The sequence below is a fragment of the Microbacterium pumilum genome, from assembly GCF_039530225.1.
Taxonomy (GTDB): domain Bacteria; phylum Actinomycetota; class Actinomycetes; order Actinomycetales; family Microbacteriaceae; genus Microbacterium; species Microbacterium pumilum.
Window position 1 is genome coordinate 3,475,338 of sequence record NZ_BAAAOH010000001.1, and the last position, 18,372, is coordinate 3,493,709.

Below are 18,372 nucleotides of genomic sequence, written 5' to 3' on the forward strand. Positions count from 1 at the left end.
CATGTTTCGTGAACGCCTGGACAACAGCCGTGTAACAGCGTGATCCGCGTCACACGAGGATGCGGGCGATGCGCACGAAATCGTCGATCGAGAGCTCCTCGCCGCGCGCGGTGGGAGCCACTCCGGCCCTTTCCAGGACTTCGGATGCCGTGGCGGACGATCCGCCGAGAACTGCCGACAGCGCCTGCCTGAGCATCTTGCGACGCTGCTGGAAGGCGGCATCCACGATCGAGAAGGTGCGGCGGCGCTCTTCGACGCTCCCCCGCGGCTCGGCATCCCGCTCGAACGCGACCAGCGCGCTGTCCACATTCGGGACCGGCCAGAACACCTGCCGCGAGACCGTGCCGGCCAGGCGCCACGGGCCGTACCACGCCGCTTTGACGCTCGGGGCGCCGTAGACCTTGGATCCCGGCGGTGCGGCAAGGCGCTCGCCGACCTCGGCCTGCACCATCACCACGCCGCGCTCGAGGCCCGGGAACGTCTCGAGGAAATGCAGCAGGACGGGCACCGACACGTTGTAGGGAAGGTTGGCGACGAGCACAGTCGGGTCACCGGGAAGCTCCGTCAGCCGCAGCGCGTCGGCATCGACCACGGTCAGAGCGCCCTCCGACACGCCGTGCGCTGTGGCGGTGACGGGCAGACGCTCCGCGAGGCGATGGTCGATCTCGACCGCGGTCACGGTCGCGCCCACCTCGAGGATCGCGAGCGTCAGGGATCCCAGCCCGGGACCGACCTCGACGACTCTGTCGCCGGGCTGAACGCGCGCGACGTGGACGATCCTCCGGACGGTGTTCGCATCGACGACGAAGTTCTGCCCGAGCTTCTTCGTGGGTGTCACGTCGAGGTCGGCGGCGAGGGCGCGGATCTCGCCGGCACCGAGCAGGGTCACGGGCATGCGTTCACACTATCTATCGTCGTCGAAGCCCTCGCGCAAGGCCTGCCCCAGTACCCGCCCGCTCGCTAATGTGACGGGAGTGAGCAGCTCAGGAGCGATTCCGATCGATGCGTTCTCTGCCAGAAGCCCCTACTCTCGGAGGGCGATAGGCCTCGCTGTCGCCGCCGCAGTGGGCGGCTTCCTCTTCGGGTTCGACTCCTCGGTCATCAACGGCGCCGTCGAGTCCATCCAGGGCGACTTCGCGCTCAACGACTTCGTGACCGGCCTGGTGGTCGCGATCGCGCTCCTCGGCTGTGCAGCCGGCGCCCTGATCGCCGGCAGCCTGGCCGACCGATGGGGGCGCCTGCGGGTCATGCTGCTCGGCTCGATCATGTTCTTCGCGAGCTCGGTCGGCGCGGGTCTGGCGGTCGGTGTCTGGGACCTCGGCTTCTGGCGCGTGATCGGCGGTCTCGGGATCGGCATCGCCTCGGTCGTGGCACCGGCCTATATCGCTGAGATCTCGCCCCGGCAGATCCGCGGCGGCCTGGCCTCGCTCCAGCAGCTCGCCATCACCCTGGGCATCTTCGTCGCCCTCCTGAGCGACTTCGTGCTCGAGGGTGCGGCCGGTGGACCTGACAACGTGCTGTGGCTCGGACTCGAGGCCTGGCGGTGGATGTTCCTGGTCGGAGCAATTCCCGCGGCGGTGTACGGCATCCTGTCGTTCACACTTCCCGAGTCTCCGCGGTATCTCATCTCGCAGGGACGCGCCGACGAGGCACGGGCGATCTTCACGCGGCTGGTGCCGCCCGCCGATCTCGACAAGACGATCAACGAGATCACCACGGCGATCGACGAGGACAAGAAGAACAAGGGAGTGTCGCTGCGGGGGCCGGTGTTCGGCCTGCAGGGCATCGTCTGGATCGGGATCATCCTCTCGGTGTTCCAGCAGTTCGTCGGCATCAACGTGATCTTCTACTACTCGACGAGCCTGTGGAATTCGGTCGGGTTCACCAACTCCGCCTTCATCAGCGTCGTGACCAGCATCGTCAACGTGCTCGTGACCCTGATTGCGATCTTCCTCGTCGACCGGGTGGGGCGACGGCCGATCCTCCTCTCCGGGTCTGTCGTGATGGCCCTCTCGCTCGGCGCGATGGCCCTCGCGTTCACGTTCTCGACCACCAACGACAAGGGCGAGGTCACGCTCGGAGCCCCCTGGGGTCCGATCGCCCTCGTCGCTGCAAACCTCTTCGTGATCGGGTTCGGCGCGTCGTGGGGTCCGCTGGTGTGGGTGCTGCTGGGCGAGATCTTCCCGAGCCGCATCCGCGGAAAGGCGCTCGGCGTGGCGGCCGGCGCGCAGTGGATCGCGAACTTCCTCATCACGGTGAGCTTCCCCGCGATGAGCTCCTGGTCGCTGCCCTTGACCTACGGCATGTACGCCGGGTTCGCGGCCCTGTCGTTCTTCTTCATCCTCTGGAAGATTCCCGAGACGAAGGGCATGGATCTCGAGCAGACCGAGACGCTCTTCCACAAGCCGGCCAAAGCGGCCGAAGCCTCCGGCTGATGCGGGGCCTCCTGCGTCGCTCGTTGGATCGAGGGATGCCCTCGATCGGCGACGCCGTCGCACCCCGCCGCCTGGGGATGGATTTCCGCTGGCTGCTCGCATCCTCGTGGACGAGCAACCTCGGTGACGGGATCGCTCTGTCGGCGGCGCCGCTGCTGATCGCATCCATGACCTCGTCGCCGATCCTCGTGGCGTCGGGGGCGATGATGCAGTTCCTGCCGTGGCTTCTCTTCGGGCTGCTCGCCGGTTCGGTCGCCGACCATCACGATCGCCGGCGCCTGGTGATGCTTTCGAACGCGCTGCGCGCGGTGGTGGTGCTGGCACTGGTCGCGTTCCTCGTGACCGGGACGGCCACTGTGTGGATCGTCCTCGCCACGGCGTTCCTGTACGGCACCGCAGAGGTCTTCGCCGACTCGGCCGGCAGCACGCTGCTGCCGATGCTGGTGCGTCCGGCCGACCTGGGCATCGGCAATGCACGGATGCAGGCCGGGTACCTCGTCGGCAACCAGCTCGTCGGTCCGCCGCTCGGCGCCTTCCTCTTCGCGATCGGCTCGTTCTGGCCGTTCGTCGTGCAGATCCTGTGCGTGTCGCTCGCCGTCATCCTCATCTCGCGGATCGCGCATACGCCGGTTCCACCCCAGCCGCCTGCGGTGTCGGGCGTCAAACCGCGCCCGATCCGCGAAGGGCTGCACTGGTTGCGCGGCAATGCTCCGGTACGCACGCTCGTGCTGATCATCCTGGTCTTCAACGTGACCTGGGCGGCGCCATGGGGCGTCCTGGTCCTCTACGCGACCGAGTACCTGCACATGGGACCCGTCGGATACGGGGCGCTCACGACCGCCTCCGCCCTCGGCGGGCTGATCGCGATCTTCAGCTTCGGCTGGCTCGAGCGTCACGTGTCGTTCGCGACGCTCATGCGCGTCTGCCTGTCGCTGGAGGTGCTCATGCACCTCTCCTTCGCGCTCACCACATCAGGAGTGGTCGCCCTCGTCATCATGTTCGGATTCGGCGCGTATGCGTTCGTCTGGGGAACGATCTCGACCACCGTGCGGCAACGTCTCGTGCCGATGGAGCTGCAGGGGCGCATCGCGTCGGTGAACATGGTCGGGGTCTTCGGCGGACTGGTGATCGGGCAGTTCCTCGGCGGCCTGATCGCGCAGGCGTGGGGACCGACGGCACCGTGGTGGTTCGCCTTCGCCGGTTCGGCGATCACGCTGCTGCTCGTGTGGCGCTCGATCTCGAACATCGCGGCCGCTCCACCCGTCGTGGGCGCGCCGACAGGGCCCGTCGACCTGCCGTGACCGGGTGGCAGCTCAGTCCTGGAACGCGCCGTAGACCGCGAGGGTGTTCTCGGCCAGCTGTGCGCAGAATTCGTCGAGATCCACGCCGAGCTCGGCCGCCATGAAGCGCACCGTCACGGGAACGAGGTAGGGAGCGTTGGGCCGCCCACGATGCGGGATCGGCGTGAGGAACGGGGCATCCGTCTCGACCAGGATGTGGTCCAGTGGAGTCATGGCCAGTGCGTCGCGCAGGTTCTGCGCGTTCTTGAACGTCACGTTGCCCGCGAACGACAGGTAGTACCCCGCGTCGGCGGCCACGCGGGCCATCGCGTCGTCACCCGAGAAGCAGTGGAAGACCGTCCGCTCCGGTGCGCCGACCCGCTCGAGCGTCGACAGCACCGCGTCATGTGCGTCGCGGTCGTGGATCTGCATGGCGATCCCATGCTTCTTCGCCAGCGCGATGTGCGCCTCGAAGGCGTGGAACTGCGCCGGAACGCCATCCGCGCCGGTGCGGAAGAAGTCCAGGCCGGTCTCGCCGATCGCCCGCACACGCGGCTGCGCGGCGAGCTCGTCGATCACCGCGATCGCCTCCTCCAGCCGCCCGGCCTCGGCATACGCCGGCGCCTCGTTCGGATGGATCGCAACGGCCGCCAGCACACGAGGGTGGGATGCCGCGGCCCACGCCGACCACCGGCTCGACTCGATGTCGCCACCGGCCTGGACCACGCCGATGACGCCGACCTCGCCGGCACGCTCCAGTTGAACCTCCAACGACAGCGGCTCGTCGCCGTCGGCGATCTCGAGGTGCGCGTGGTTGTCGTAGACGGCCACCCGCAGGGGCTCGGGCGGATCGGGCCACCGCACATCCCTGCCTTGTGTGTGGCGCTCGCGCACGTACTGGCTGGGGTCGGTCGGCTCACTCACCGAGGTCCCTCGTCCGCTCGGCCATGTGCAGCCCGGCGTCGGGCATGTCCCACTTTCGCTCGCTTCGCCGCCCCCAGTGCGGGGGAAACTGGGACATGAACCGGGGAGATCGGGACACGGATGCCCGGGTCATACCGACTGCTCGACCCGGGGGAAGAGCGGTGCCAGGCCGTTGGCTGACGTGCCGGGCACGAGCTTGCCCCACCCCCCGGCCTCGCGGATCGGCTGATCGGCGAGGCGCCCGAGGCTCTCGGCCGCGCCCAGCGCGATCCACAGCCTCTCCGTCGCGATCGGCATGACCGGCGAGAGCAGCACGGCGAGCGCGCGGAGCCCCTCGGCGGCGGTGTACAGCACCGTCCCGAGACGCTCGCGCTGGGCGTCGTCCTTCGCAAGCGCCCACGGCGCGTTCTCGGTGATGTAGAGGTTGAGCGCGTCGACGATCGTCCAGACCGATGTGATCGCCTCGTCGATGCGGAACCGCTCGATCGCGGCGTCGGCGGCGGCCGCGGCATCCGCAACGGTCTTCTGGATGGCGACATCCTGCTCCGTGTACTCCCCCGGCGGGGGCACGATGCCTTCGAAGTAGCGCTCGATCATCGCGGTGGTGCGCGATGCGAGGTTGCCGAAGCCGTTCGCGAGCTCCGCCTGGTAGCGGGCCGACAAGTCCTCCCACGAGAACGAGCCGTCCTGGCCGAACGCGATCGCCGAGAGGAAGTAGAAGCGGTACGCGTCCGAGCCGAAGACATCCGTGATCTCGGTGGGCGCGATGCCGGTGAGCTTGGACTTCGACATCTTCTCGCCGCCCACGAGCAGCCAGCCGTGTGCGAAGACGCCACGCGGCACCTCGACCCCGGCGGCCATCAGCATGGCGGGCCAGATCACGGCGTGGAAGCGCAGGATGTCCTTGCCGACCACGTGGAAGGCCGGCCAGCGGCGTGCGAACTCCTCGGGATCGGAGCCGTACCCGACGGCCGTCGCATAGTTCAGCAGAGCGTCGATCCACACGTAGATGACGTGCGTCTCGTCCCACGGCACCTTGATGCCCCAGTCGAACGTGGAGCGCGACACTGAAAGGTCCTTGAGCCCCTGCTTGACGAACGAGACCACCTCGTTGCGGGCGGACTCGGGCTGGATGAAGTCGGTCTTGTACAGGTCCAGCAGGCGATCCTGGAACTCGCTGAGCTTGAAGAAGTAGTTCTTCTCCTGCAGCAGCTCGAGCGGCTTCGAATGGATCGCGCAGACCTTCAGACCCTCGAAGGGTCCCGTGCCGTCCACGATCTCGGCTTCGGGTTTGAACTCCTCGCAGCCGACGCAGTAGAGCGCCTCGTACTCCCCCGCGTAGATGTAGCCGCTGTCGTACAGCGCCTGGAAGAACGTCTGCACGTTGCGCTCGTGGCGCTCCTGGGTCGTGCGGATGAAGTCGTCGTTCGCGACGTCCAGGGTCTTCAGCAGCGGGAACCACGATTCGCTGACCAGCCGGTCGACCCACTGCTGCGGGGTGACCCCGTTGGCGCTCGCCGCCCGCAGCATCTTCTGGCCGTGCTCGTCGGTGCCGGTCAGCATCCACGTGTCGTCGCCCGCCTGGCGGTGCCAGCGCGCCAGGGTGTCCACCGCCACGGTCGTATAGCCGTGGCCGATGTGGGGCACGTCGCTCGGATAATAGATCGGCGTCGTGATGTAGAAGGACTGGCGGCCGGAGGTCACCCGTGAATTCTAGTCAGGCAGAATGCCGCCGCCCGCCGTGTGTCGGGAGCGGGTGGCGCCGGCTTCGAATATGCGGCGATCGTCATATTCGGATGCCGCGCACGCCGCCGACGGTCGTTCAGGCGGTCTCGCGCACGATCAGCGTGGTGGGCAGCGTCACGGAACGTTGTGGCGCACCGGCGATGACATCGAGGAGCAGATCGACCATCTCCTCGCTGATGCGATCCCAGGGCTGGCGGATCGTGGTGAGCGGAGGCTCCTGGTTGGCCGCCAGCCCGGAGTCATCGAATCCGCTGACGGCGATGTCTTCGGGCACCCGCAGGCCCGCCTTGCGCAGGGTGGCGATCGCCCCGGCAGCCATCAGATCGGATGCCGCGAAGACCGCGTCGATGTCGGTCGTCCGCTCGAGCAAGCGCGCCATGGCCGCAGCGCCGGACTCCTGGCTGTAGTCGCCCTCTTCGACGAGGTCGGCGACGAAGTCCTCGCCCATCTCGTCGCGGAAGCCCACCAGCCGGAACCGCCCGCCGGGGGTGTCGTGCGGGCCGGCGATCATCGCGATGCGGCGATGCCCGTGGTTGCGCAGATACCTCGTCATCATCCTCGCCGATTCGATCTCGTCGACCGAGACCGTCGAGACCTCATCCTCATGCCCGAGTGGGATGCCGCAGCACACGGTCGGGATGCCGCTCGCGAGCAGGTCGACCAGCAGCGGGTCGGACTCGTGCGAGGAGATGAGCAGCACGCCGTCGACGTGACCGGCACTGACGAAGTGGGCGACGTTCGCCCGCTCGGTCGGGGTGCCTGCGACGAGCAGTACGAGGGTCATCGACCGATGCGAGAGCGCTTCGGCCGCGCCGCGCAGCAGCAGGGCGAAGGTGGGGTCCGCGAACAGGAGGTGCTGCGGCTCGGTGAGCAGAAAGGCGAGCGAGTTCGCGCGCCCGGTCGCGAGGCTGCGTGCATGGTGGTTGGTCGTGTAGCCGGTGCGCCGGATCGCCTCTTCGACGGCCGTCTGAGCCTCCGGTGACACCCATCGTCCGCCGTTGATGACCCGTGACACGGTGCCTCGCGAGACGCCGGCCTCTGCCGCGACATCGCGAATGGTGGGCTTGCGCCGCATCGCCGTCGTCTCCTCCACGACGTGGACTCTACCGCGCCGGGCCACAGTTCTCGCGCTCGCCGACAAGAAACCTGTGACCGGTCACAGTTCGGTAACAGAATGGTCACGAGTCTGGCTCGCCGGGATGGAGTGGGATAGAACTGTGACCGGTCACAGTCACGGTTTCAACCCGACCGGAACCCCGTCCGCTATCGACACAATGGAGCGTCATGACCTCGACGAACGCCTGGCCCGACCTCAGGGGCATCGCCTATGGCGGCGACTACACCCCCGAGCAGTGGCCGCGGGAGACGTGGGATGAGGATGTCGCGCTGATGCGCGAAGCCGGGGTGAACCTCGTCAGCGTCGGGATCTTCTCGTGGGCGCTCCTCGAGACCAGCGAAGGCGTCTTCGACTTCACGTGGCTCGACGAGCTCATCGACCTGCTCCACGCCAACGGCATCTCGGTCGACCTCGGCACTCCGACCGCCTCGCCGCCGGCGTGGTTCTTCGCCGACCACCCCGAGGCGCGCGTGATCACGCGCGACGGCACGGTGATGGGGTTCGGTTCACGAGGCATGGCCTCGCACTCGTCGCCGGAGTACCGCGCGGCGATCGTGCGCATCGCATCGACCCTCGCCGAGCGGTATGGGCAGCATCCCGCGGTCGTTCTCTGGCATGTCCACAACGAGTACGGCGTGCCGGTCGGCGAGGACTACTCAGCGCAGTCCGTGCACGCCTGGCGCGAGTGGCTGCGGGAGCGCTACGGCAGCCTCGACGACCTCAATCGCGCGTGGGGCACGGCCTTCTGGGGCCAGCACTACGGCGACTGGGAACACGTCGGCGCGCCTGCAGCGGCCCCGTCGGTCGTCAACCCGGCCCAGCGCCTCGACTTCGCGCGCTTCACGGACCACCAGCTGCGCGAGTGCTTCATCGCCGAGCGCGATGCCATCCGCGCGCACGCCGGGCAGCCCATCACGACCAACTTCATGGCCAACCAGAGCTGGACCACCGACATGTGGGCCTGGGCGCGCGAGGTCGACATCGTCTCGGACGACCACTACCTGTGGGCCGCCGATCCCGAGGGCGAGATCGGGCTCGCGATCGCCGCCGACCTGTCTCGATCGGTGGGCGGCGGGAAGCCCTGGATCCTGATGGAGCATTCGACGTCGGCCGTCAACTGGCAGCCGCGCAACGTTGCCAAGCGCCCCGGCGAGATGGCACGCAACTCGCTGTCGCACCTCGGCCGCGGCGCCGACGGCATCCTCTTCTTCCAGTGGCGGGCATCGCGCTCCGGTGCCGAGAAGTTCCACTCCGCGATGGTCCCCCACGCCGGCACCGGCGCGCGGGTGTGGCGCGAGGTCGTCGAACTCGGCGACACGCTCGGCCGCCTGACCGAGGTCAAGGGGTCGCGCGTCGTGGCCGACGTCGCAATCCTCTGGGACTTCGAATCGTTCTGGGCGCAGGACCTCGAGTGGCGCCCGTCCGAGGACGTCGGGCATGCCGAGCGGGTGCGGGCGTTCTACGAGCGGTGCTGGCGGGATGGCATCACGGTCGACTTCGCCCTGCCCGGTCAAGACCTCTCGGCGTACCGGCTGGTGATAGCCCCGGCGCAGTACCTGCTGACGACGGCGGATGCCGCGAACCTCACGCGATACGTCGCGCACGGCGGCACCCTCGTGGTGTCGTTCTTCTCCGCCATCGTCGATGAGAACGACACCGTTCACGCGGGCGGCTACGGTGCACCCCTGCGCGAGGCACTCGGTGTGGCCGTCGAGGAGTTCCTGCCCTTGCGCGCCGGTGACACATCCACCGTCGTCTGGAACGGCGAGGGCGCCGACGAGCTGTCCGCCGACGTGTGGCAGGAGCACCTCGTCGTCGACGACGCCGAGGTGCGCGGATCCTTCCTGGACGGACCCGGCGCAGGGATGCCGGCGATCACCCGCCATCGACACGGTGCCGGGACCGGGTGGTACATCAGCACCCGGCTGGATGCCGCCGGGCTCGCGATCGTGATGAAGGAGGTCTACGCCGACGCAGGCGTCGCTCCTTCAGGGCTCCTCGACGGAGTCGAGGTGATCACGCGGCGCGGAGCGGACGCCGACTTCACCGTCGCGATCAACCATCGCGCCGAGACCATATCGTTGCCAATCACCGGTCACAACCTAGTGACGGGAACGGACGCTCCGGGCATGCTTGACCTGGCAGGTGGCGAGGTCGCCGTCATCCGGACATCACGAGTCGCCGAGGGAGGTGGTCGCTGACCGGTCCATCTGCCCGGCGGCGCTCGCGCCGCGACTCACAGCACCAAGAAACTCCATGACGTCGTGCCCTCGGGCCCGACTACCAGCTCACCGGTCGTAACGGCGCGATCTCGCGAGAGGCGCGCTGGATCGACCACCTTTCGGAAGGAAAATCCATGCGCAAGAAGATTGTGTTCGGCGCCCTCGCATTCGCATCGGCCGTGGTCCTAGCCGGCTGCAGCAGCGGCAGCGGCGGCGGAACGACTGAGCCGAGCGAGACCGCGATCGACGGCACCGGCCAGGAACTCACGATCTGGGTCGACGCCAACCGCAAGCCGGCCGTCGAGGCCGCGGCCGCTTCGTTCGAGGAGGAGACCGGTGCGACCGTGACTCTCGTCGAGAAGAACTTCGAGGACATGCGCGCCGACTTCATCTCGCAGGTCCCGACCGGCGACGGCCCCGACATCACGGTCGGCGCTCACGACTGGCTGGGTGCGCTCGTCGCCGCCGGCGTCGTGAACACGGTCGACCTCGGCGACAAGGCCTCCGAGTTCGAGCAGGTCGCCCTCGACGCGATGACGTACGACGGCCAGCTGTACGCGTTGCCGTACTCGCTCGAGACCGTGGCACTGATCCAGAACACCGACCTGGTCGGTGACACCGCCCCCACCACGTGGGACGAGATGATCCAGATGGGCACCGACTCGGGCGCCGAGCGTCCGTTCGTGATCAACACGGGCGGCCAGACCGGTGACGCATACACGATGTACGGCTTCCAGACGTCTTATGACGCTCCCGTCTTCGTGCAGGACGACACCGGCTCGTACACGACCGAGGTCGGCATGGGCGGCGAGGCCGGTGACGCGTTCGCCACCTGGCTCGGCTCGCAGGGCAAGAGCGGTACGGGCGTCATCTCGACGACGATCGACTACGACACCAACAACGAGCTGTTCAACACCGGCAAGGCTGCGTTCACGGTCCAGGGACCGTGGGCCATCGCGTCGTACCCCGACGTGAACCTCAAGGTCAGCGCCATCCCGTCCGCCGGTGGTGAAGCCGCAGCGCCGTTCGTGGGCGTGCAGGGCTTCTACATCAGCTCGCAGAGCGAGAACACACTGCTCGCAAACGAGTTCCTGGTGAACTACCTCGGGACCGAAGAGGCGCAGCGCGCACTCTACGACGCGGACCCCCGCATCCCCGCGTGGTCGACCCTGGCCACCGAGGTGGCCTCGGACCCGGTCATCGCCGGATTCCTCGAGTCCTCGAAGAACGGCGTCCCGATGCCGAGCATCCCTGAGATGGGGTCGGTGTGGGATCTGTGGAACGCGGCTCAGGTGCAGATCATCGACGGTGCGGACCCGACCGCTACCTGGAACAAGATGGTCGACGACCTCAACGCCAGCCTGGGCGGCTGACGCCGACCGACCGTGGGGCGGGCGCACGCCCGCCCCACGGTCCACCCCCTACTGATCGCCCCTGATTCGACCAAGGAGCAACACATGTCGGTGCAGCAGGACACGCAGCAGGCGCCTCCGCCTCCCGGCGAGGGTGCGTTGAAACCAGTACGCGAGTCGCACGCGCGCAACTGGCGGGGCATCGGATGGGGCTTCGTCGTCAAGCTCGTGGTGATGATGATCGTGAACGCGCTCGGAATCGCCGGAATCATCTCCGCGTTCCGCGTCGAATCCTGGATCATCCTCGGCATTCTGGTCGTGCTGCTCGTCGCGGCCGACTACGTCTATTTCTCCAAGCGCGTGATACCCCTGAAGTACATGGTTCCGGGGCTCATCTTCCTTCTCACCTTCCAGATCTTCATCTTCATCTACACGGGCTACATCGCCTTCACGAACTACGGCACCGGCCATAGCGGCACGCAGGAGCAGGCTGTCAACGCAGCCCTGATCCAAGGCGAGCGCCGCGTGGAGAGCTCACCCAGCTATCCGCTCACAGTTGTGGAGCGGGGCGGCGGCGAGCTTGGCTTCGCGATCAACGACGAGGGCACCGTGAAGGTCGGTTCCGAAGTGCAGCCGCTCACAGACGTCGGCGAGCAGGCCGCGGGGGCACCCACGGATGTGCCCGGCTGGCAGATCGTCGACCGAAATCAGCTGCTGTCAGATCAGGCGCTGCAGCAGCAGGTGATCGACCTGCGCGTTCCGGTGTCAGAAGACCCCAATGACGGCGCGATCCGCACCCGTGACGGGGCGAGCGGCGCCGTCTACCAGTCGACCCTGGTGTGGGATGCCGACGCGCAGACCATCACCGATACGACGAACGGGACCGTCTACCACGCCACCGACACCGGCAGCTTCGTCGCGGATGACGGCACGGCGCTCCCAGCCGGGTGGTACGTCAACGTGGGTTTCGCCAACTTCCTGAAGCTCTTCACCGATCCGCCGCTCGCCCAGGCGCTCGGAATCGTCGCGGTGTGGACGTTCGTATTCGCGATTCTGTCGGTGGTCCTGCCCTTCGGTCTCGGGTTGCTGTTCGCCCTGATGTACAACGACCCCCGCATCCGCGGACGGAAGACTCTGCGGACGTTGTTCATCCTCCCCTACGCGTTCCCCGTCTTCCTGTCGGCGCTCATCTTCCGCGGAATGTTCAACTCCGAGTTCGGAGTAATCAACGACCTGTTCTTCTTCGGCGCAGACATCAACTGGCTGGGCGACCCCTGGCTCGCCAAGATCTCGCTGCTCTGGGTGAACGTCTGGCTCAGTTATCCGTACTGGTTCTTGGTGTGCTTGGGTGCGATCCAATCGATCCCCGCCGATGCGCTGGAAGCGGCCGAGATCGACGGTGCGGGCAGGTTCGCGCGGTTCCGCTCGATCATCCTTCCTCTGCTCCTCGTCTCGACGGCTCCCCTTGCCATCGCGTCGTTCGCCGTGGGCTTCAACAACCTGACGCTCGTGTACCTGTTCAACCAAGGTGGTCCTGCCATCCCCGGCGCGCCGTACGCGCTCGGATACACGGACATCCTGATATCCGCGATCTATGACATCTCCGGGGTATCCGGCGGCGCCGCTGACTTCGGTCTCGCGAGCGCTCTCGCCATCATCGTGTTCATCATCGTCGGCATCATCGCGGCGATCGCCTTCCGACAGACCCGTCGACTCGAGGAGTTCTGATGTCTGCACAAACGGTTCCTGCACGGTCGACGACAGCGCCCACGCGAAAGGACGACCAGCCGTCGCGCGCGGGTGCGCGACGCAGGCGCTGGTGGCTCGATATCGGCTGGAAATACCTCTTCGCTGTGATCATCGTGTTCTATGCGGCGTTCCCGCTGGTCTACACGCTTTCTGCGGCATTCAACCCGCGAGGGAGCCTCTCCGCGGCGACCGGCCTGTTCAGCGAGGTCACGTTCGCCAACTTCATCGCCCTCGGCGACACGAAGTTCTGGACGTGGATGGTCAACAGCCTCATCATCTCGTCCATCACCGCCGTCGGCTCGGTTCTGATGGGTGCCGCAGCGGCCTACGCATTCTCGCGATTCCGCTTCAAAGGCCGTCGCACCGGACTGAGCAGCCTGCTCATCATCCAGATGTTCCCGCAAGCGCTGGCGTTCATCGCCATCTTCCTGATGCTGCTCGCGATCGGCGATGTCGTGCCCGCGCTCGGCATCAATACGAAACTCGGGCTCATCTGCGTCTACTTCGGCGGAGTGCTCGGGGCGAACACGTTCCTCATGTACGGGTTCTTCAACACGATCCCGGTCGAGATCGATGAGTCGGCGAAGATCGATGGCGCGACCCACGCCCAGATCTACTGGCGGCTCATCTTCCCGCTGGTCATGCCCATCCTGGCCGTCATCGCGCTGATCTCGTTCATCGCGACGTACAACGACTTCATCATCGCCCGGCTGGTGCTCACCTCCGAGGACAACTGGACGCTCGCGGTCGGGATGTACGGTTGGGTGTCGAACCAGCTCCAGTCGAACTGGGGTCTGTTCACGGCGGGTGCGGTGATCGCCGCCATTCCCATCCTGATCCTGGCGCTGTCACTTCAGCGCTTCATCGTCGGTGGTCTGACCACCGGAGCCGTCAAGGGCTGATCGGTCGGCGCCCGCCGGTCGCCGACCCCTCGACACAACGCCGCGTCGCCCGCCCGACGCACCCGCATTTCGAACAATCGGAGCAGAAGTGGTATCTCGCTACATCGGATTGGGACCGGTCACAGCCCTCGTGGTCGCCTCTCTCCTCACCGCCGGAGTGACGCCGGCCGCAGCCGCGATCCCGGCCGACGGTCCCGTCGAGGCGGGCATCGTCGTCCAGAAGGTCGAGAACCTTCCCGCGGACTTCATCAACGGCGTCGACGTGTCGTCGGTGATCGCCGAGGAGGAGTCCGGCGTCGTCTTCCGCGACGACGCAGGGAACCCGGCCGACTTGTTCGACGTCCTGGCAGATCACGGCATCACCGATGTGCGCGTCCGCGTGTGGAACGACCCCTTCGATGCGGATGGCCACGGCTATGGCGGCGGAACGGTCGACGTCGCACGGGCGGTCGAAATCGGCGAACGCGCGACGAACGCCGGACTCCGCGTACTGGTCGACTTCCACTACTCCGACTTCTGGGCGGACCCTGCGAAGCAGAAGTCGCCGAAGGCCTGGACCGATCTCTCGATCGCCGACAAGGCCGCGGCCGTCACCGACTTCACGACCGACGCACTGCAGCAGATGAAAGCCGCCGGCGTCGACGTGCGCATGGTGCAGGTGGGCAACGAGACCAACAACGCGGTGGCCGGAGTGACCGGCTGGCCGGGAATGGCGCAGATCTTCTCCGCGGGATCCGCCGCGGTGCGCGCCGTCCTGCCTGACGCGCTCGTCGCGGTGCACTTCACGAACCCCGAGACGACCGGCCGATACGCCGATCTCGCGCAGAAACTCGACGTCAACGACGTGGACTACGACGTGTTCGCCTCGAGCTACTACCCCTACTGGCACGGCACGCTGACGAATCTCACGTCCGTGCTGAAGAAGGTCTCCGACACCTACGGCAAAAAGGTCATGGTCGCCGAGACATCGTGGGCGTACACGCTCGAGGACGGTGACGGCCACGGCAACACGATCGACCTCCCCTCCGAGGCTACGCAGTACCCGGTGAGCGTGCAGGGACAGGCGACCGCGGTGCGCGACGTCATCCAGGCCGTGGCGAATGTGGGCACCGCCGGCATCGGCGTCTTCTACTGGGAGCCTGCGTGGCTGCCGGTCGGCCCTCCGTCGGAACTCGCGGCGAACAAGGTGAAGTGGGAGACCGACGGCTCGGGATGGGCCACAAGCTATGCCGGGGACTTCGATCCGGACGACGCAGGTGTCTGGTATGGCGGGTCGTCCTGGGACAATCAGGCGCTGTTCGGTCACGACGGCACACCCCTCGAGTCGCTCAACGTGTTCACGTACGCCCGCACGGGTGCGACCGCGCCACGCGAGGTGACGGATGTCGAGGACGTGACCCTCACGATCACCGAGGGATCCCCGATCGAGCTTCCTGCCACCGTCACGGTGTCGTACAACGATGGTTCTCAGGAAGAGCAGGCCGTCACGTGGTCGGATGCCGCGGAGTGGATCGGAGGACCGGGCGAATACCGCGTGAGCGGCGTCACGGCGTCGGGGCACGCGACATCCGCCACCGTCGTCGTCACGCAGGCGAACCTGCTCCGCAACCCCGGGTTCGAGGACGCGGACGTGAGCATGTGGAGCAAGACCGGCACGGGGCTGACCGTGAGAGCGACGGACGATCCGCACAGCGGCACCAAGTCCGCGCACTTCTACTCGTCGAGCGCATACGCGTTCTCGCTCTCGCAGACGGTGACCGGCCTCGAGGCGGGCACGTACGTCGCGCGCGCCGCGCTGCAGGGCGACGGGGAGGATGCCGCGAGCACCGTCGTGCTCTCGCTGTCGAATCAGACCGGCGACATCGCATCGTCGCCGTTCGCGATGACGGGATGGCGGGTCTGGTCTACTCCGACAACGGGATCCATCACTGTCCCCGCGGGCGGATCGGCGACCGTGACCTTCACTGCGAGCCTGCCCGCCGTGGCGTGGGGAACCATCGACGACTTCGAGCTGGTCCGCGCCACCGCCACCGGCGGAGCCGACGCCGCCGACCTCGAAGCCGCGGTCGCACGCGCCGGTTCGCTCAATCGATCGGTGTTCAGCGCGGAGTCGCTTGCCGCGCTCGACGACGCGGTTGAGATCGCCGAGGTCGTGCTCGGCGCCGCATCGCCCACGCAGGCTCACGTCGACGACGCCCTCGACGTCATGAACGCCGCGTTCGACGGGCTCGAACTGGTCGGCGAGGCACCCGCTCCGGTCGTGACTCCCGTCGCGCTCACGGTCGTCGACGGCGACCCGATCGCCCTCCCGTCCGCCGTGAAGGTGACGGCCTACGACGGCGCGGTGGCCAGCCAGCAGGTGACGTGGTCGAGTGCAGTGCAGTGGATCGCGGGCACCGGCACGTACTCGATCCCGGGGGTCACGGCATCCGGTCTCGCGGCGAAGGCGACCATCACGGTCACCGTGCGCAACTGGCTGCGCAACGCCGGCTTCGAGGACGCCGACACGTCGATGTGGGAAGTCGTCGGCGATGGTGCGGCGATCAAGACCTCGGCGGATGCCGCATCGGGCGCGCGTGCCGTGGACTTCTGGCTCGACCGCGGGTACACGTTCACCGTCCGCCAGGAGCTCACCGGCCTGCCCGCCGGGGACTACATCCTTTCGGCGACGACGCAGGGATCGGACTCTCCGGCGACGGATGTCCGCACGCTCGAGGTGCACACCACCGTGGGCGCGGCGAGCGCGCCGCTGGAACTCGCCGGATGGCGGGCCTTCCGAACCGCCACGACCGCGCCGGTCACGGTGGGAGCGGACGGCAAGGTCTCGGTCTCGGCCTCGCTCAAGCTCAGCGCGGCCGCATGGGGCACGATCGACGCCTTCACGCTCATCCGGGGCGGCTCGGCCGACGTCGACGCCTCGGCGCTCGAAGCCGACATCGCGGCCGCCGAGGCGGCGGATCGCAAGGCATACACACCGGAATCCGTGGCCGTCCTCGTGGCGGCGATCGAACGCGGGCACGTCGTGCTCGGGGCCGACGCCCCGTCGCAGGGCGCCGTCGACGGGGCGCGCGCAGCGATCACCGCTGCGACGGAGGGTCTGCTGGTGCGCGACTCGGCACGCAAGGCACCGGCGCGCGGACTCCTGGTGCACGACAACGGCTGGGACAACGGCCTGCGCGATGGCACATACAACGTGCGGATGCACCTGTGGTGGGGCGAGAACGCGACGAAGTTCCGGCTGTTCGAGAACGGTGTCCTCATCAAGACGGTGGCCCTCACGTACGCCGGCGTCGCGCCGCAGTCGGCGGTGGTGGCGATCACGGGCAAACCGAACGGCACCTACGTGTACACCGGAGAACTCATCAACTCGAAGGGGACCACCAAGGTCCTGCCGGTGACCGTGAAAGTGACCCAGGCGAATCCGTCCACACCCGTCCTCAGTCATGACAACTCCGACGGCGACGGGAGCTACACGGTGACGGCGAAGCTCGCGTGGGGCACCAATGCCACCTCCTACCGGTTCTTCGAGAACGGCGTGCAGGTCTCCCAGGGCACCCTGAAAGCCGCGACCCCCGGTCCGCAGCAGGCGGTGCTCAAGGTCAGCGGCAAGGCCAAGGGCACGTACGAGTACCGCGTCGACTTCGTGAATGCGGCGGGGTCGACCTCGAGCAAGGTGCTGAGCGTGAAGGTCAAGAGGTAAGTCGGCTCACTGCGTTTCGTCTCGCTTCGCTCGCTCAACGACCGAAACCCCCGGTCGTTGAGCGAGGAGCGCAGCGACGAGACGAAACGCCGTGACGCATCCGGGACGCGTCAGCCGCGCACGGCGAGGGCAGCTTGGTAGAGCTCGCGGCTCGAGTGACCGGTGTGAGCCGAGACCTCGGCGGCGGCATCCTTCAATCGCGTGCCCGATCGGACGATCTCGAGCACCTGCGTGACAGCGTCGGGGAACGGGATGTCGCGCGGCGCGGCGCCCGCCACGACGATCACGACCTCGCCCCGCACCCCCGCCTGCGCCCACTCGACAAGCTCGCTGAGAGGGCCTCGCGCGACCTCCTCGTAGAGCTTCGTCAGCTCGCGGCAGACGGCGGCCCGACGATCCGCACCGAATGCCGACGCCATGTCGGCCAGCGTCACGGCGACGCGGCTCGGCGCCTCGAAGAAGACCATGGTGCGCTGCTCGCCGGCGAGGCCTCGAAGCACGGCACCCCGCTCTCCCGGCTTGCGCGCGACGAACCCCTCGAATGTGAACCGATCGGTCGGCAGGCCGGACACCGCCAGCGCCGTCAGCACCGCACTGGGTCCGGGAATCGCGGTCACCGCAACCCCCGCCGCCGCCGCGGCCGCGACCACCCCGTACCCCGGATCGCTCACTGTCGGCATACCGGCATCGCTCAGCAGGAGCACATCCTGCCCACGTGCGAGCTCGACCAGCTCGGGTGCCCGGTCCTTCTCGTTGTGGTCGTGCAGCGCGATCAGTCGGGGCCGGTTCGCGATGCCGAGGGCGGCCAGCAGGCGCTGGGTCGTGCGGGTGTCCTCCGCCGCGATGACCGTGGCATTCTCGAGCGCCTCGATGAGCCGCCGCGAAGCGTCCCCCAGGTTTCCGATGGGGGTCGCAGCGAGGATGATCACGCGCCCAGCCTAGACT

At 67.5% G+C, this 18,372-nt stretch carries 12 protein-coding genes; 7 read left to right on the plus strand and 5 right to left on the minus strand.

Annotated features, from left to right (window positions below):
* Positions 1-49: 49 nt before the first annotated feature.
* Positions 50-895, minus strand: a complete 846-nt coding sequence (rsmA, locus tag ABD188_RS15710) for a 16S rRNA (adenine(1518)-N(6)/adenine(1519)-N(6))-dimethyltransferase RsmA (protein ID WP_344064335.1) — start codon at positions 893-895, stop codon at positions 50-52.
* 79 nt (positions 896-974) lie between these two features.
* Here rsmA and ABD188_RS15715 point away from each other — a divergent pair, with 79 nt between their 5' ends.
* Together ABD188_RS15715 and ABD188_RS15720 are read left to right on the plus strand one after the other, a co-directional pair.
* A complete protein-coding gene (locus ABD188_RS15715) occupies positions 975-2,435 on the plus strand; it encodes a sugar porter family MFS transporter (RefSeq protein WP_344064336.1) in 1,461 nt (486 codons plus the stop codon).
* Between the two features lie 35 nt (positions 2,436-2,470).
* Positions 2,471-3,736 (plus strand): MFS transporter, encoded by a 1,266-nt coding sequence (locus tag ABD188_RS15720; RefSeq protein ID WP_344064338.1) that lies wholly within the window; start codon positions 2,471-2,473, stop codon positions 3,734-3,736.
* Positions 3,737-3,748: 12 nt separating this feature from the next.
* Here ABD188_RS15720 and ABD188_RS15725 read toward each other — a convergent pair whose 3' ends face one another.
* The 3 genes from ABD188_RS15725 to ABD188_RS15735 form a co-directional block, all read right to left on the minus strand.
* Entirely contained in the window at positions 3,749-4,639 is an 891-nt protein-coding gene (locus ABD188_RS15725; RefSeq protein ID WP_344064340.1) for a TatD family hydrolase, read from the minus strand.
* A gap of 129 nt (positions 4,640-4,768) precedes the next feature.
* Positions 4,769-6,343 (minus strand): methionine--tRNA ligase, encoded by a 1,575-nt coding sequence (gene metG / locus ABD188_RS15730; protein WP_344064342.1) that lies wholly within the window; start codon positions 6,341-6,343, stop codon positions 4,769-4,771.
* A gap of 118 nt (positions 6,344-6,461) precedes the next feature.
* Positions 6,462-7,478: a LacI family DNA-binding transcriptional regulator gene (locus ABD188_RS15735; RefSeq protein ID WP_344064344.1), complete on the minus strand. Its 1,017-nt coding sequence runs from the start codon at positions 7,476-7,478 to the stop codon at positions 6,462-6,464.
* Between the two features lie 191 nt (positions 7,479-7,669).
* On the opposite strand from ABD188_RS15735, the gene ABD188_RS15740 reads away from it, so the two are divergent.
* The 5 genes from ABD188_RS15740 to ABD188_RS15760 all read left to right on the plus strand — a co-directional run bounded on the left by ABD188_RS15740 (position 7,670) and on the right by ABD188_RS15760 (position 17,427).
* Positions 7,670-9,703 carry a beta-galactosidase gene (locus tag ABD188_RS15740; RefSeq protein ID WP_344064347.1) on the plus strand — a complete coding sequence of 678 codons (2,034 nt, stop codon included), beginning with the start codon at positions 7,670-7,672 and terminating at the stop codon, positions 9,701-9,703.
* Positions 9,704-9,858: 155 nt separating this feature from the next.
* Positions 9,859-11,097, plus strand: a complete 1,239-nt coding sequence (locus tag ABD188_RS15745) for a sugar ABC transporter substrate-binding protein (protein WP_344064350.1) — start codon at positions 9,859-9,861, stop codon at positions 11,095-11,097.
* A gap of 84 nt (positions 11,098-11,181) precedes the next feature.
* Positions 11,182-12,804 (plus strand): ABC transporter permease subunit, encoded by a 1,623-nt coding sequence (locus ABD188_RS15750; RefSeq protein ID WP_344064353.1) that lies wholly within the window; start codon positions 11,182-11,184, stop codon positions 12,802-12,804.
* Complete coding sequence (locus tag ABD188_RS15755; protein WP_344064356.1) at positions 12,804-13,727, plus strand: sugar ABC transporter permease; 924 nt, start codon at positions 12,804-12,806, stop codon at positions 13,725-13,727. The genes ABD188_RS15750 and ABD188_RS15755 overlap by 1 nt, the downstream gene beginning before the upstream one ends.
* Positions 13,728-13,815: 88 nt before the next feature.
* The gene (locus tag ABD188_RS15760; RefSeq protein ID WP_344064359.1) at positions 13,816-17,427 is read left to right on the plus strand and encodes a glycosyl hydrolase 53 family protein; all 3,612 of its coding nucleotides are present in this window, start codon (positions 13,816-13,818) and stop codon (positions 17,425-17,427) included.
* Positions 17,428-17,537: 110 nt separating this feature from the next.
* On the opposite strand, the gene rsmI is transcribed toward ABD188_RS15760, so the two are convergent.
* Complete coding sequence (rsmI, locus tag ABD188_RS15765) at positions 17,538-18,356, minus strand: 16S rRNA (cytidine(1402)-2'-O)-methyltransferase (protein ID WP_344064362.1); 819 nt, start codon at positions 18,354-18,356, stop codon at positions 17,538-17,540.
* Positions 18,357-18,372 lie beyond the last annotated feature (16 nt).

Bases quoted from the DNA above. Each gene is read 5' to 3' on its own strand.
- rsmA (WP_344064335.1), bottom strand. From the start codon at position 895: ATGCCCGTGACCCTGCTCGGTGCCGGCGAGATCCGCGCCCTCGCCGCC.
- ABD188_RS15720 (WP_344064338.1), top strand. From the start codon at position 2,471: ATGCCCTCGATCGGCGACGCCGTCGCACCCCGCCGCCTGGGGATGGAT.
- ABD188_RS15740 (WP_344064347.1), top strand. From the start codon at position 7,670: ATGACCTCGACGAACGCCTGGCCCGACCTCAGGGGCATCGCCTATGGC.
- ABD188_RS15745 (WP_344064350.1), top strand. From the start codon at position 9,859: ATGCGCAAGAAGATTGTGTTCGGCGCCCTCGCATTCGCATCGGCCGTG.
- ABD188_RS15750 (WP_344064353.1), top strand. From the start codon at position 11,182: ATGTCGGTGCAGCAGGACACGCAGCAGGCGCCTCCGCCTCCCGGCGAG.
- ABD188_RS15755 (WP_344064356.1), top strand. From the start codon at position 12,804: ATGTCTGCACAAACGGTTCCTGCACGGTCGACGACAGCGCCCACGCGA.